A 14,582-nucleotide genomic window follows, 5' to 3' on the forward strand; every position below is an offset into this window, starting at 1 on the left:
TTCGGGTACGTGGGCCGCGCCAATCATGCCTCAGCAAGATCGGTCGGGCGGTGCCGGTCGCGGATCGGCGAGAGTGGGCAGATGACTGATGCGGTACGCCGGGGCACCGGCCGCGATCGACTCCGCGAGTTGCTCGACGCGGTCCTCGACGGAGACGACGGGCAACTGGACGCGATGGCCGCGCGGGCGTACTCCTCGCCCTTCCACTTCTCCCGGCAACTGCGCGAACTCGCCGGCGAGCCGCCGGTCGCCATGCGCCGACGCGTCATGCTGGAGCGCGCGGCCTGGCGGCTGCGCTCGGGCGCCTCGGTGACCGATGCGGCGCTCGAGGCCGGCTATGAATCGGTGGAGGGATTCGGTCGGGCGTTCGCGCGCGCTCACGGTGTGCCGCCGAGCGCATTCGGCGGTGACCACACCCACTGGCTGGCCGCCCCGAACGGCATCCACTTCCACCCCCCGATGTCGCTGTGGATCGACAGCGGCGGTCCCGACGGCCGCGACCGGCCCACCTGGTTGCTGATCGAACACGACCTGGCCGACACCCGGGCCCTGCTCCGGGTGGTGGTCGATCTGCCCGCGGCGGAGGCGGATCGGGTACGCCTACCCGGCTCGTCGGCCCTCCCCTGGCACGGGCCCGACGAGACGATCGCCCAACTCGCCGAGCACCTGGTCGACACGCTGGAGCAGTGGCTCGCCGCGATCGAGGGCACCGAACCTCCGGCGCCCACTCCGGGGCTGGACCTGCTCGCCCGGCACGACGCCGCGGCGACACGTTGGCGATCCGCGCTCGCCGAGATCGACCGGCGGGGCGCCTGGCAGGACCGGATCGTCGACGCGATCTGCGATCCCCCGGAAAGCTTTGTGATCTCCAGCATCGTCGCGCATGTGATCACCTTCGACGCACATCGTCGGATGCTGCTGCGCTGGATGCTCGCCGAGACCGGCGCGGCGACACCGGATCCCGATCCGATCAGCTGGCTGCGCACCACCAACGAGAGGCAATGATCATGGCGACGATCTACTACACGGCGACCACGCTCGACGGCTATCTCGCCGATGACGAGGACTCGCTGGACTGGCTGTTCGTGCAGGAGCACGACGACGCCGGGGCCTTCGGCTATCCGGCGTTCATCGAGCGGGTGGGCGCGATCGTGATGGGCGGCACCACCTATCGGTGGGTGCTCGATCATCTCGCCCGATCCGGTGGCGCCTGGGAGTACACCCAGCCGACCTGGGTCTTCACCACTCGGCCGGGCGGCGTACCGGACGGCGCGGACATCCGGTACGCGACCGGCGATGTCGCTCCGGTACATGCGCAGATGATCACCGCCGCCGGCGATCGCGATGTGTGGATCGTCGGCGGCGGTGATCTTGCCGGTCAGTTCGCCGATGCGGGGCTGCTGGACGAGATCATCGTCAGCATCGCGCCGGTGACGCTCGGTTCGGGTCGCCCGCTGCTGCCCCGCCGGTTGGATCTGCGTACCGTCGAGGTGGCCCGCAATGGTGCTTTCGCGGCCGTCCGGTACGCGGTCGAACGTTGATCAGAGCGCGGCGTTCACACCGTCGATGATCCGCTGCAGGTTGATCTCGCCCGGGCAGTCGGTCGACGAGAACTGCTTGTGCGGAAGGATTCCGGTGTTCGGGTCGATGCCGTAGCGACGGCACAGGTCGGTGCACAGCTCGATGGAGGTGTTGTAGGTGTAGTCGTCCGGCGGCCGGCCGATGTCGGCGGAGTGCTCGATGCCGATGCTGGAGCGGTTGGCCGCGGAATCGCCGGCATGCCAGGCGGTGTTCTCCTCCGCGACGTACTGGCTGAGCTGACCTTCGCCGATCCCGTAGTGCGCGCTGACCTGGGCCTCGGTCTGCTGGAACCAGGAGTCGGTCGCGGCCCGGGTGCCGGCCATGTGGTGGATGACGATCTTGTCGACCGCGGCGCCGCCACGGCCGGCAGTGAAGTTGGGGGACTCGATCCAGACCGGATTCAGAGCCTTGGTGTCTGCATGGGCAATCTCCGGGAGAACCAGGCCGGTTGCCGCCACCGCGGTGGCTGCACCGGTCAGGCCGAAGAACTTTCGTCGTGTGAGGTGCATGACACGACGCTAGGCAGGCGAACCCGCGGGCGGGAATGGATTAAGCACTGGGCTTGATCGGGGATCCGGCGACCCTGGCCCGGCAGGTTACTCGCTGGTAGCGTCGGGCGCATGACTCACGAGGTGGTGAATCAGGCGCCCCCGCTGGTCGGCCACAACACCGCCGACGATCCAGCCCTGCGCGAGGGCGTGCAGCGCGAGGGCGCGGCGTGGGCGCTGCCGGATATCGACGCGCTCGGGCGGCTGGCCGGGAGCGCGCAGGGTCAGGAGTGGGCGGCGTTGGCCGAGCGTCATCCGCCGCGACTGCTGACGCATGACCGCTTCGGCCACCGCATCGACGAGGTCGAGTACGCCCCGGCGTACCACTCGTTGATGCAGACCGCGGTCGACAACGGGCTGCACGCGGCGCCGTGGGCCGACGACCGGCCCGGCGCGCATGTCGCGCGGGCCGCGAAGTTCATGGTCTGGTCGGTGGACCCCGGGCACGGCTGTCCGATCTCGATGACCTACGCCTCGGTGCCCGCGCTGCGCGCCAATCCGGATCTCGCGCGGACCTTCGAGCCGCTGCTGACCAGCCGGGACTACGACTTCGGACTGCGCGATCCGGCAACCAAGCGCGGCTTGATCGCCGGCATGTCGATGACCGAGAAGCAGGGCGGGTCGGATGTCCGTGCCAACAGCACCCGCGCCACGCCGGACGGTTCGGGCGGGTACGCCCTGACCGGCCACAAGTGGTTCACATCGGCACCGATGTCGGATCTGTTCCTGACGCTGGCGCAGGCGCCCGGCGGGCTGTCCTGCTTCCTGGTGCCCCGCGTCCTGCCGGGTGGCGAGCGCAACGCGCTGCGCCTGATGCGGTTGAAGGACAAGCTCGGCAACCGCTCCAACGCCTCCTCCGAGATCGAGTACGACGGCGCGCTCGGCTGGCTGGTCGGCGAGCCCGGTCGCGGCGTACGGACCATCGTCGAGATGGTCAACATGACCCGGCTCGACTGCGTGATCGGCACGGCCGCCGGCATGCGGGCGGCCCTGGTGCAGGCCGTGCACCACACCAGGCACCGGGCGGCGTTCGGCAAGGCGCTGGCCGATCAACCGCTGATGCGCAATGTGCTCGCCGACCTCGCGGTCGAGTCGGAGGCCGCGACCACAGCGATGCTGCGCCTCGCCGGTGCCAACGACCGCGCGATCCGTGGCGACGAGCAGGAGGCCGCGCTCCGGCGGATCGGCCTGGCCGTGAGCAAGTACTACATCTGCAAGCGCGGCCCGGCGCAGGTCGGGGAGGCGCTGGAATGCCTGGGCGGCAACGGCTATGTCGAGGAATCCGGCATGCCGCGGCTCTATCGCGAGATGCCGCTGCTGTCGATCTGGGAGGGCTCGGGCAATGTGGCCGCGCTCGACGCCCTGCGAGCGCTGGCGAAGGAGCCGCAGACGCTCGACGCGTACTTCGCCGAGGTCGAACAGGCCACCGGCGATGGCCGCTTCGACGACGCGCTCAGCCGACTGAAGAAGGAGTTCACCTCCGTCGACGATCTTGAGCTGCGGGCGCGACGAGTGGTCGAGCAGTTGGCGCTGGTCCTGCAGGGATCGCTGTTGTTGCGCTACGCCCCGCCGGCCGTCGCCGACGCCTTCTGCGCGACCCGCCTGGATCGGGACTGGGGCGGCGCCTTCGGCACCCTCCCGCCGGGAATCGACCTCGACCCGATCATCGACCGGGCAATCGTCGAAACCTCGTCACCGGCCTGACCGGCCGGCACCTCAGCCGGCCCAGAAGCCCCGTTCGCCGAACAGGTCGCGGAACGACGCCGGAGCATCCGAGGTCCGGGCGCCGAGATAGGACCCGACCACGGCAGCACCCAGGTCGTCCAGCTCGGGCGAGACGACCCGACCCCCGACCCGCCGGGCGAGCTGGCCGATGAACCGCTCCAGCCCCGGGTCCTGGCCCAGCCGGAAGAAGCTGACCTGCGCGCCGAGCCGGCCGGACGCGTCCAACTCGGCGACGGTACGCGCGATGGTCACCGGATGCGGCGGGTAGTCGAACAACACCTGCCCGTCGCCCTCCAGGTGCGCGGTCGGCTCGCCGTCGGTGACGATCAACAGCACGGGCTGGGCGCTCGGATGCCTGCGGAAGAAGCGGTTCGCGAGCAGCAGCGCATGGTGCAGGTTGGTGCCCTTGTCCCACAGCGCGTCCAGGCCGGTCAGCTCCTCGATGCCGATCCGCTGCGCGTACCGGCCGAAGCCGATCAGCTCCATCCGGTCGCCACGAAACCGCGTCGACACCAGGTGATGCAGCGCCAGCGCCGTCCGCTTCATCGGCACCCAGCGGCCCTCCATCGCCATCGAGAAGCTGGTGTCGACCAGCAGCGCGACGGCCGCCTGGGTGCGGGCCTCGGTCTCGGCGATCTCGATGTCGCGCACGTCCAGGCGTACCCCCGTCGACGCGTCGCGGCCCTCGCCGGCGGTGCGCAGCACGGCATTGCCGACGGTACGCGTGACGTCCCACGGCTCGGTGTCGCCGAACCGCCACTCCCGGCTCGCGCCGCTCGGCTCGCCCGCCGCGCCGGCCTGCCGGGTGTCGCGCTGCCCCGAGCGCCCGGCCAGCCGCTCGGCGACGTCGCGGAGCAGCGAGCGGCCGAGCTGGCGCATCGCGCGCGGGGAGAGCCGCAGGTCGCCGTCGGGGGTACGCCGAAGCATCCCCGCATCGCGCAGCTCCGCCTCGATCCGTTGCAGGGTACGCGCGTCCGCCGCGGCCTCCGCGCCGAGCTCGCGCGCCAGCAGGTCAAGATCAAGATCATCCAGCCGCGCGCCGGGACGGGCCTGGGCGAGCTGTTCGGACAGCGCGTCGAGGTCGGCGAGCTGCTGCATCGCGCCCGTCGCCTCGCCGAGCCCCATCGACTGCTCGCCGTCGAACGACTCCCGCCCGGACCAGTCCTGGCCCGGCCGCAGCGACTGCAGATTCTGGTCGAGTCGGGAGAGTTGGTCGGCCAGCTCGGGCGAGCCGAAGGCCTGCTGGGCAAGGGCATCCAGCTCGGCGCGCTGCTCCTCGGTGAGCGAGTTCCGCATCCGCTGCGCGGCCGCGGCCCGGGCGGCGAGGGCGTCGATCAGCTCGTCGATGGTGCGCGGGTTCTCAGCGAAGTGGTGCCCGTGCTTGTCCATGAAGTCGGCGAACAGCTCGTCGGTGGGCTCCCCGCGCCGGTGCGCGTCGAGCAGCTCGTTCAGGTCGCGCAGCATCTCCTGCACGGCCGCCCGGTCGGCGTCGGTCGCATTCTCCAGCGCCTGCTTCATCCCGGCGAAGCGTTGATCAAGGGCCTCCCGCCCGAGCAGGTCCTTGATCTTGGCGTAGTCGGCGCGGGCGTCGGAGCTGCGCCAGTCATAGTCGGCCAGCTCGTTCACCGCGGCGGCGGTCTGGCCGGGCAGGTTCTCCAGCTGCAGCTCGGCGAACCGGGCGTCGTCGTCGAGGTCGCGGGCGAGCTGTTTGCGCTCGTTCAGCACCGCGGAGTCCAGCAGTTGGCGTACCTGGCGCATCGTGCCGTCGAGATTGTTGCGGCGCAGCAGCTCGGAGCGCCGCCGGGCGACCTGCGCGGCAAGATCATCCAGGCCGCGCTGGTCGGCGCCGCCGCGGCGGAGGAACTCGCGCAGCGCGTGCTCCGGCGAGTAGCCGGCCATCACGTCCTCGCCGACCGCCGCCAGCGCCTCGCCGAGGTCCACGGGTGGCGCGAGCGGATCCGGGCCCCCGGCGTACCGGCCGTAGCGGGCGCGGTGCGGATCGGGGCGCGAGCGCGGGCCGGGCATGATCACGCCTCCCCGTACAGGGTGGTCCGGCCGTCGCTGTCCTTGGAGATCCGGCGGGCGAGATACAGGCCCTCCAGCGCCAGCTCGATCGCCGAGGCACGCTCGCCCGGCCCGGTCGCGCCGGCGCGCTCGGCGATCTCGTCGTAGAGCTCGGACTCCCCCAGCACCGGCAACCCGGCGAGCAGATCGGCGGCCGAGACCCGGTCGCCGGTGGTGATCGTCGCGCCGTCGGAGATCGCGTCCACGAGCAGCCGGAAATCCAACCCACGAAAGGTTTCCCGGGCGGTCTCGGCGGTGGCGGTACGCAGCAGATGCTCCAGGATGACCCGCTCGCGCCCCTCCTCGCCGCTCTCGAACTCGACCTTGCCGCCGAGCACGTCGAGCACGGTTCCAAGATCGACCACCCGGGCCACCGCCGCCTCCTCGCCGAGCACGGTGGCGCGGTGCAGCGCGGCCGCGGCCACGGTCTCCGCGGCGGCGATGGAGAACCGCGCCGAGACCCCGGAGCGCTGGTCGACCGAACTGGAGTCGCGCAGCTCGCGGGTGAACCGGGCGATGATCTCGATCAGCGGCTCGGGCACCTCGGCGACCAGCTCGGCCTCCTGGCGTACCACCGCGACCTCCTCGGCCAGCTCGACCGGGTAGTGGGTGCGCACCTCGGCGCCGAAGCGGTCCTTCAGCGGGGTGATGATCCGGCCGCGGTTGGTGTAGTCCTCGGGGTTGGCGCTCGCCACCACGAGCACGTCCAGCGGCAGCCGGACGAGATAGCCGCGGATCTGGATGTCGCGCTCCTCCATCACGTTCAGCATCGCCACCTGGATCCGCTCGGCCAGGTCGGGCAGCTCGTTGATCGCGACGATGCCGCGGTGGGAGCGCGGGATCAGCCCGTAGTGGATCGTCTCCGGATCGCCCAGCGAGCGGCCCTCGGCGACCTTCATCGGGTCGACATCGCCGACCAGGTCGGCCACGGAGGTGTCGGGGGTCGCCAGCTTCTCGGCGTACCGCTCCGAGCGGTGACGCCAGACGACCGGCAGGTCGTCGCCGAGCGCGGCCGCGCGCCGGATCGAGGCGGCGGTGATCGGCTCGAAGGGGTGCTCGCCCAGCTCGGAGCCGTCGATCACCGGCGTCCACTCGTCGAGCAGGTTGCCGAGCGTGCGGAGCAGCCGGGTCTTGCCCTGGCCGCGCTCGCCGAGCAACACGATGTCGTGGCCGGCGAGGATCGCCCGCTCGACCTGGGGGATGACGGTGCCGGCGAAGCCGTGCAGGCCGGGCCAGGGATCGTCGCCGCGGGCGAGCGCGGCGAGCAGGTTGTCGCGGAGTTCGGTACGCAGGGGCTTGGCGGTGTGGCCCGAGGCACGCAGCTCACCAACGGTGGTGGCATCGGGCCGGGTGGTGGTTTCGGCCATGACACCATCCAACTCCCCCGGTCAAGGGCAGGTCCGGATGGCCGGACCTGTCGATCAGCGACTCACGTCGCTAACGTCTCGTGATGTCGGCGGGGACGAAAGGTGCGTGGGATGAGCGAGAACGAGTGGGTCGACGGCGGACCGCCAGGACCGGAGCGTGATCCGGCGCAGCGCGACGAGATTCGGCACGACCGGTTCGTCAGCGACCCGAGTGATTTCGTGATCCTGCCGAGCAGGGACGAGCTCAAGGGTCGCGAAGAACCGGTCGAGGATCATCGAGATCGATGACCTGACACGCGCTTTCCCCCGAGCGGTTGCGATCGACCGGTGGTACGCCCGAGCCACGCGCTGGCGGCGACGCCGATCAGGGCGGCGAGGGCGAGCGCGCCCAGCAGGTTGACGCCCGGGTAGCCGGCCGCGCCGAGCACGGGGCCCGCCAGCGCGGCGAGCAGCGCGGCGCCGAGCGACATCACCGAGTCGACCGCGCCCTGCAGGCGTACCCGGCGCTCGCCGCTCGCCCCGGCGCTGACCAGCGCGGACCCGCCGATCAGGCAGGCCGACCAGCCGAGGCCGAGCAGGCCGAGCGCGATCATCAGTTGCACGGGCGCCGCGCCCTCGGTCGGCGCGAACGCGCCGGTGAGGAAGGCCGCCAGGAAGATGATCATGCCGACGCCGACCACGGCGGGGGCGCCCAGCCGGTCGGCGAGGATGCCGAACAGGGGGCTGGCCGCGTACATCCCGAGCACGTGGATGCTGATCGTCAGCCCGATGATCGTCAGGGTCATGCCGCGGTCGTACATGTGCACCGGGGTCATCACCATCACCGCGACCATCATCGAGTGCCCGGCGATGGCGGCCGTGATTCCCAATCGGACAAGTCGATCGCGCCACGCCTCGGCGAGCAGGCGCCACGACGACACCCGCTCGCCGTTCTGATCATCCGCGGCGGCCGGGTGGTCGGCGGGCGGGCTGGTCGCGATGATCGCCGCCGCGGCGGCGAATGCCAGCAGCGCGAGGGCGAACGGGCCCGCGGGGTCCGGGATGCCGAGCCGTACGCCGAGCGCGGCCGCCGGCTCGGCGAGGTTGGGACCGAGCACGGCGCCGATCGTGGTCGCCCAGACCACGATGGACAGCGCGCGGCTCTCGTGACCGGGCCGGGCATGATCACCGGCGGCGTAGCGCGCCTGGAGACCGGCGGCGGTGGCCGCGCCGAATCCGATCATCCCGATCAGCAGCAGCCAGAACCAGCCGGCGAAGGCCGCCGCCAGCACCAGCGCGGCGCCCGCCGCCGCGATCGCCAGCCCACCGGCGAGCCCGGCGCGCCGGCCCCGCCGCGCCGACAGCCCGGCCAGCGGTCCGGCCGCGATCCCGGCGCCGACGATGGAGGCGGTCGAGGCCAGCCCGCCGGCCGCGCTGGTGCCCGCGAGCTGCTGGGCAAGCACGCCACCCACCGAGACGCCCGTCGCCACGCCCACCCCGCCGAGCACCTGGCCCGTGATCAACGCGCCCATCGCGCGCCGGCGTACCCGCGTGGTCACCGGCGCCGAGGTCATGCCCGGAACCTACGACCACGGTTCGGGGCGACACAATCCCTTATCGCGCGGCCCGTTCGGCGCCGTCCAGCTCGGTGAGGCGGGCGCGGATCAAGCGCCGGGAGGCGCGCAGCTCACGCAACTTCGCCTCGATCGTCGCCAACTGGCGGCGCAGCAGCGCGGCCCGCTCCTCGGGCGCCATGGTGCCGTCGGCCCAGTGCGCGAGTTCGGTGCGCATCTGCCGCAGCGAGAACCCCGCCTGCTGGCCGATCCGGATCAGCCGGATTCGCGCGGACGCGCCCTCGGTGAACTCGCGATAGCCGTTCGGCGCGCGCACCACATGATCGGGATCGAACAGGTCGAGGCGCTCGTAGTGTCGGATCATGGCCGTCGACATCCCGTGCCGGCGGGCCAGCTCGCCGATCTGCATCCGCATCCTCCTGAGCCCGTGAAGTCGCCGCTTGACCTTGCAATTGTTACAAGCTCTAGCGTCCCCGGCATGGACATCTCACGAGCAACCATCTCCCGACCCGGCACAGCGGTGATCGCCGCCGGCGCGGTCGTCGGGATCGGTACGCAGGCGCTAGCCGCGGCCGCCTGGCCGGGCTACGACCCGCTGGCCCGGACCATCAGTTCCCTGGGCACGGCGGCCTCGCCGTGGCACGCGCTGGTCAATGCGGTATTCGTGATCAACGCCCTCGCGCTCGCGGGCGGCGGGATCGTGCTGGTGGTCGCGGGACGCGGCCCGGTCCGCGCCGGCTCGGTGCTGATCGCGATCGCGGGCGCGTTGGGACTGCTGGTGGCGGCGGTACCCGAGGACGCGAATCTCGCCCTGCACAGCATCGGCGCGCTGAACCTCCCGCTCGCCGGCATCGGCCTGCTGCTGATCGGCGCCGGGCTGCTGCGGGGCGGCCGCCCGCGGCTCGGGGCCACGGCGGTGGCTGCCGGCGTCCTGGGCCTGGTCGGAACGGTGCTCTTCGTGGCGATCCAGGCCGGCGCGCCCCTCGGGGCGTACCCCGGTCTGGTCGAGCGGGCGATCAGCTATCCGGCCAAGGTGTGGTTCGTTGCCGCAGCGCTGGCCGGTGGCCGCCGCTGATGGGCCCAGCGCACTTTTCTGGCTCGGAGCCCGAGCCGGGTCGCGCACCGCCGCGAGATGGCGGGCGCCGCCCGGGCGGCCCTGGCGCTCCGAGCCAGAAAAGTGCGATCCGGAGGAGCCTCGGTCAGGACGGGTTGGCCGAGACGGCGATGTTGCCGCGGGTCGCCTTGGAGTACGGGCACATCTGGTGCGCCTTCTCCACCAGCTCGCGGGCGACATCCTCCTCGACGCCCGGAATGTCTGCGACCAGGTCGACCGCGAGCCCGAAGCCGCTGTCGGTCTTGCCGAAGCTGACCTTGGCGGTCACGGTCGACTCGCTGACATCGAGCCCATCGGCCTTGGCGACGGCGTTCAGGGCGCCGGAGAAGCAGGAGGCGTACCCGGCCGCGAACAGCGTCTCGGGATTGGCCTTCGGGTCGCTCGTGCTGCCGGGCTTGCCCAGCGGCAGGTCGATCACCTGATCCTCGCTGGTGACCCGTCCCTCGCGGCCGCCCTTGGCGGTGGCGGCGGTGGTGTAGACGACTTCGGTGACTTCCTCGAGCGGCATGGCGCTCCCTCTCTGATCGGTGGTGATCGCCCGGTGGGGGGTGATCGGCTTCCACGCTAGCCGGAGCGATCACGCGACCCGTCTCCGCCCGCCGCTAGGTTGGATCCATGACCAGCATGGGCGCCCACGTCGACCAGACCGACCCGGTGGCGGAGGCGCAGGCCCGCGAGGCGCAACTGTCGCAGTTCTTCCTGGGCGACCCGCAGTCCTACAAGAAACCGGAAGTCAGGTACGCCGGCGGCGCCGACGCCCTGCGCGCCGCCGCCGAGGCAGCCGGAGTCGCGCTCTACGTGCACGCGCCGTACCGGATCAACGTCGCCTCGACCAACAACCGGATCCGCATCCCGAGCCGCAAGCTGCTCGACCAGACGATGCAGGCGGCGGCCTCGATCGGCGCCGCCGGGGTGATCGTGCACGCCGGCCACGTCGGCAACGACGACGACCCCGAGGCCGGCTTCGACAACTGGCGCAAGGCCGTCGAGCGGATGGAGCTGCCGGTCCCGATGCTGATCGAGAACACCGCCGGCGGCGACAACGCGATGGCCCGCCGCCTGGACCGGATCGCGCGACTCTGGGAGACGGTCGCGGCGGCCGACGACACGGGCCGGGTCGGCTTCTGCCTGGACACCTGCCACGCCCACGCCGGCGGCAACGAGCTGGCCGGGCTGGTCGAGCGGATCATGGCGATCACCGGGCGGATCGACCTGATCCATGCCAACGATTCCCGCGACGCCTTCGACTCCGGCGCGGACCGGCACACCAACCTCGGCGCCGGGCACTGCGACCCCGACGGCCTCGCCGAGACCGCGCTGACCGCCGGCGCGCCCATCGTCGTGGAGACCCCGGGCGGAGTCGAGGGCCACGTCGCCGATCTGGCGTGGCTGCGCGAGCGCGCCACCTGAGGCACTAAGGCACCCCCGCCCGCTCTGAGGTAGCCGCATCCCGGCAACTGTGGGCATCTGCCCGATGTGCGACCCCCTGCCTCAGCACGAGGCTTGGGGACATGAACGATTTCGAAGCCAAGCTCCTCACCGAGGCCCGGATCAACGACTTCCTGACCGAGGCGGCCGACGACCGCCTGGCCCGTGAGGCCACCCGTGGGCGCCGGACCTGGTGGCGGCATTTCGCCGACGCGCTCGCCTCCGCGACGGGCGGTACGCCGACCGCCCGCGCCTCGCGCACCGAAGCCCGCTCCTCGCGCGCCGACGCCGCCGCCTCGCGTACCGATGCTCGCACCGCGAAAACCCCGCTGCGTGGTCACCTGCCCGTGGCACGATGACCGTTATGGGTATCGGCGCCGACTCCGACTGGATGGTCGGGCGCGCCCGCGAACTGGCCGAGCTGCAGACCATGTGGGCACAGGCGCTGCAGCACGAACCGCGTCTCGTGCTGCTCGGCGGCGAGGCCGGCGGGGGCAAGACCACCCTGGCCGGCGCCTTCGCGGCTTCGCTGTCCGGTGCCCAACTGGTCCGTGGCCAGTGCGTACCGCTGGGCGGCGAGGGCCTGCCCTATGCGCCCGTGCTGCAGGTGATGCGGGAGCTCTTCGCCCGCTACGGCCGCGACCGGATCATCGACTGGGCCGGCGCCGGCTGGCCGTCGCTGGCGCCGCTGCTGCCCGAGCTCGGCGCGACGCCGGAACCCTCCACGACCGAGCGGCTGCGGATGTTCGAGGCCATCGCCCGGATCTGGGAGGGGGCGGCCCGGGAGACCCCGCTGCTCGTGGTGCTGGAGGACCTGCACTGGTCCGATGAGTCCAGCCGGCACCTGTTGAACTTCCTGACCAGCGCCGTCGCCGATGCCCCGGTGCTGCTGATCGGCACCTTCCGCACCGACGAGCTGACCCGCCGCCACCCGCTGCGGCCGTTCCTGGCCGAGCTGCAGCGCATTCCGGCGGTACGCCGCATCGACCTGCCCCGGCTGACCCGCGACGAGGTGGCCGAGCTGGTCCACCGGGCCGAGCCCGATGCCACCGACTACGCGATCGATGTGCTGGCCGAGCGCAGCGAGGGCATCCCGTTCTTCGTGGTGGAGCTCGCCCGCTGCGGCGGCTCCTGCGACACCTTGCCGTGGACGCTGCGCGAGGCCCTGCAGCAGCGGATCCAGTTGCTCGGTGACGAGACCCAGCGGCTGCTGCGGCTGGCCAGCGTCGCCGGGTTCCGGATCGGCGACGAGCTGCTGGCCGCCGTCAGTGGGGCCGAACCGGAGGCGATCGAGCGCTGCCTGCGCGAGGCGATCGACGCGGGCGTACTGATCATCGACGACGATGCGTACTGCTTCCGGCATGCGCTGCTGCACGAGGTGATCAACGAGGATCTGCTGCCCGGCGAACAGGTCCGGGCACACCACGCGTATGCCGAGGCGTTCACCGCACGCCCGGAGCTGTCGGCCGCGGCGGCGGTCGAGATCGCCCACCACTACTTCGCCGCCCACGACCTGGAGCGGGCTTTCGCGGCCGCGCTGACCGCCGCCCGCGAGGCGCGTACCGCCCCGCACGAGACGCTGCGGCTCTACGAGCGCGCGCTCGGCATCTGGGAGCGGGTGCCGGACCCGGAGTCGGTGGCCGGCCCCCGGGTGGAGGTGCTGCATGCCGCGGCGCTCGCGTCGCACGAGGCCGGCGAGGGCGACCGGACGCTGGCGCTGGTGGACGAGGCACTCGACGATCCCGGGGCCGCCGAGCCGCTGGTCCGGTCGCGGCTGCTGTTGATGAAGTCCTGGGCGCTCGGCGTACAGATGCGCGCCGGCGACGGCGAGCTGATCGCCGAGGCCCTTGCGCTCACCCCGGAACACCCGATGACTCAGGCGCGGGCGCAGGCGCTGATGCGGATGGCCGGGCACCTGATGTTGCGCGACCCGCGCGCCCGGCTGGGCGACGAGATCATCGTCCAGGCCATCGCCGCCGCCCGCGAGATCGGCGACACCGACATCGAGGCCCATGCGATGAACACCTGGGCCTGCCACCTGACCATCCGCGGCGAGGAGGACCGCGGCATCGCGGCGCTGCGCGAGAGCCGCGCCCTGATCCGCAACGACTCCGGGCTGGCGCGCTACTGGGTGAACCTGTCCGACAATCTGCATCTCGCCGGGCGGTACGCCGAGGCGGTCGATGAGGCCATGCAGGGCATCGCCCACACCAGCCGCGAGGGGACGCAGCGCACCAAGGGCGCGATGCTGGCCGGCAATGCCGCAGAACCGCTGCTCGCGCTCGGCGAGTGGCAGCGGGCGGAGAAGTTGATCAACCGGGCGCTGGAGTTGCGCCCACCGAAGCAGTACTGGATCCAGCTCCGACTGCTGCGTGCGGAGTTGGACACCTGGCGCGGCGACTTCGACTCCGCTGACCGCAATCTCGCGGAGTTCCGGTCGATCGCCGGCGCGAGCCACCCGCAGTACCACCAGATGTTCACGCTGGTCGACGCCCGGCTGCGCCTGCTGCGCGGGGATGCCGAGGGGGCGCTGGCCACCGCTGCGGCCACCGCGCAGTCAGATCAGCACCACCCGAGCCGACAGCTCCTGATCGCCGCGGTCGCGGCGGCCGCGATCCGCGAGCTGCGCGCCGGCGGCGCCGATCCCGATCCCGCGCCGCTGCTGGGCTGGATCGGCGACCTGCCGCAGGTCGGGCTGACCCCGGTGTTGCGGCCCCTGATCGACGCCGAGCTGGCCGACGAGACCGAGTCGTGGCGACTGGCGGTCAAGGCGCTGACCGCGGGGCCCGCCGTTCTGCGCTGTCATGCGGGCCTGGTCCTCGGTGAGCGGCTGATTGCCGACAAGACCCGCGAGGAGGCCCGCGGGGTGCTGGCCGAGGCGGCTCATCTCGCCGAGCAGATGGGGGCGAGCGTCCTGACCGAGCGGATCGCGCGGCTGCGTACCCGTTCGGGGTTCCTCGCCGGCAACGGATCCCGCGCTACGGTCGGGCTGACCGGCCGCGAGTTGGAGGTGCTGCGGCTGGTCGCCGACGGCCGCTCCAACGGCCAGATCGGGCGCGAGCTCTTCATCTCCACCAAGACCGCCAGCGTGCACGTGTCGAACATCCTCGCCAAGCTCGGCGTCTCCTCGCGCGGCGAGGCCGCCGCCGTCGCCCACCGGGAATCGCTGCTCGCCGGTTGACCGGTTGATCGGTACGCCTGC

The 14,582-nt window shown here is 71.9% G+C and carries 14 protein-coding genes; 8 read left to right on the forward strand and 6 right to left on the reverse strand.

What is annotated here, in order from left to right:
• The first annotated feature begins 81 nt into the window (after positions 1-81).
• The gene (locus GGQ54_RS07425) at positions 82-1,005 is read left to right on the forward strand and encodes a helix-turn-helix domain-containing protein (protein ID WP_179444812.1); all 924 of its coding nucleotides are present in this window, start codon (positions 82-84) and stop codon (positions 1,003-1,005) included.
• Positions 1,002-1,541, forward strand: coding sequence for a dihydrofolate reductase family protein (locus GGQ54_RS07430; protein ID WP_246292585.1), 540 nt, complete (start codon positions 1,002-1,004; stop codon positions 1,539-1,541). The genes GGQ54_RS07425 and GGQ54_RS07430 overlap by 4 nt, the downstream gene beginning before the upstream one ends.
• On the opposite strand, the gene GGQ54_RS07435 is transcribed toward GGQ54_RS07430, so the two are convergent.
• On the reverse strand, positions 1,542-2,090 hold the full coding sequence (locus tag GGQ54_RS07435; RefSeq protein WP_179446482.1) for an N-acetylmuramoyl-L-alanine amidase: 549 nt from the start codon (positions 2,088-2,090) through the stop codon (positions 1,542-1,544).
• Between the two features lie 111 nt (positions 2,091-2,201).
• Here GGQ54_RS07435 and GGQ54_RS07440 point away from each other — a divergent pair, with 111 nt between their 5' ends.
• Positions 2,202-3,833, forward strand: a complete 1,632-nt coding sequence (locus GGQ54_RS07440; protein WP_179444813.1) for an acyl-CoA dehydrogenase family protein — start codon at positions 2,202-2,204, stop codon at positions 3,831-3,833.
• A 12-nt stretch (positions 3,834-3,845) separates the two neighbouring features.
• Here the strand turns inward: GGQ54_RS07440 and GGQ54_RS07445 are convergent, their stop codons facing one another.
• Positions 3,846-5,879, reverse strand: coding sequence for a vWA domain-containing protein (locus GGQ54_RS07445; protein WP_179444814.1), 2,034 nt, complete (start codon positions 5,877-5,879; stop codon positions 3,846-3,848).
• A gap of 2 nt (positions 5,880-5,881) precedes the next feature.
• On the reverse strand, positions 5,882-7,285 hold the full coding sequence (locus tag GGQ54_RS07450; RefSeq protein ID WP_179444815.1) for a sigma 54-interacting transcriptional regulator: 1,404 nt from the start codon (positions 7,283-7,285) through the stop codon (positions 5,882-5,884).
• 111 nt (positions 7,286-7,396) lie between these two features.
• Between GGQ54_RS07450 and GGQ54_RS07455 the strand changes: the two genes are divergently transcribed.
• On the forward strand, positions 7,397-7,573 hold the full coding sequence (locus GGQ54_RS07455; RefSeq protein ID WP_179444816.1) for a hypothetical protein: 177 nt from the start codon (positions 7,397-7,399) through the stop codon (positions 7,571-7,573).
• On the opposite strand, the gene GGQ54_RS07460 is transcribed toward GGQ54_RS07455, so the two are convergent.
• Together GGQ54_RS07460 and GGQ54_RS07465 are read right to left on the reverse strand one after the other, a co-directional pair.
• Positions 7,558-8,838: an MFS transporter gene (locus GGQ54_RS07460; RefSeq protein ID WP_179444817.1), complete on the reverse strand. Its 1,281-nt coding sequence runs from the start codon at positions 8,836-8,838 to the stop codon at positions 7,558-7,560. The two genes, GGQ54_RS07455 and GGQ54_RS07460, sit on opposite strands and share 16 nt — an antisense overlap.
• 40 nt (positions 8,839-8,878) lie before the next feature.
• Positions 8,879-9,247: a MerR family DNA-binding protein gene (locus GGQ54_RS07465; protein WP_179444818.1), complete on the reverse strand. Its 369-nt coding sequence runs from the start codon at positions 9,245-9,247 to the stop codon at positions 8,879-8,881.
• Positions 9,248-9,316: 69 nt separating this feature from the next.
• Here GGQ54_RS07465 and GGQ54_RS07470 point away from each other — a divergent pair, with 69 nt between their 5' ends.
• Positions 9,317-9,913, forward strand: a complete 597-nt coding sequence (locus GGQ54_RS07470) for a DUF998 domain-containing protein (protein WP_179444819.1) — start codon at positions 9,317-9,319, stop codon at positions 9,911-9,913.
• Between the two features lie 124 nt (positions 9,914-10,037).
• On the opposite strand, the gene GGQ54_RS07475 is transcribed toward GGQ54_RS07470, so the two are convergent.
• On the reverse strand, positions 10,038-10,460 hold the full coding sequence (locus GGQ54_RS07475; RefSeq protein WP_179444820.1) for an organic hydroperoxide resistance protein: 423 nt from the start codon (positions 10,458-10,460) through the stop codon (positions 10,038-10,040).
• Positions 10,461-10,567: 107 nt separating this feature from the next.
• On the opposite strand from GGQ54_RS07475, the gene GGQ54_RS07480 reads away from it, so the two are divergent.
• From GGQ54_RS07480 to GGQ54_RS17345, 3 genes are all read left to right on the forward strand, one after another.
• Positions 10,568-11,362, forward strand: a complete 795-nt coding sequence (locus GGQ54_RS07480) for a deoxyribonuclease IV (protein ID WP_179444821.1) — start codon at positions 10,568-10,570, stop codon at positions 11,360-11,362.
• Positions 11,363-11,463: 101 nt separating this feature from the next.
• A complete protein-coding gene (locus GGQ54_RS07485) occupies positions 11,464-11,739 on the forward strand; it encodes a hypothetical protein (RefSeq protein ID WP_179444822.1) in 276 nt (91 codons plus the stop codon).
• Between the two features lie 5 nt (positions 11,740-11,744).
• Complete coding sequence (locus GGQ54_RS17345) at positions 11,745-14,561, forward strand: helix-turn-helix transcriptional regulator (RefSeq protein ID WP_179444823.1); 2,817 nt, start codon at positions 11,745-11,747, stop codon at positions 14,559-14,561.
• The last annotated feature ends 21 nt before the right edge of the window (positions 14,562-14,582 follow it).

The sequence above is a fragment of the Naumannella cuiyingiana genome, from assembly GCF_013408305.1.
Taxonomy (GTDB): domain Bacteria; phylum Actinomycetota; class Actinomycetes; order Propionibacteriales; family Propionibacteriaceae; genus Naumannella; species Naumannella cuiyingiana.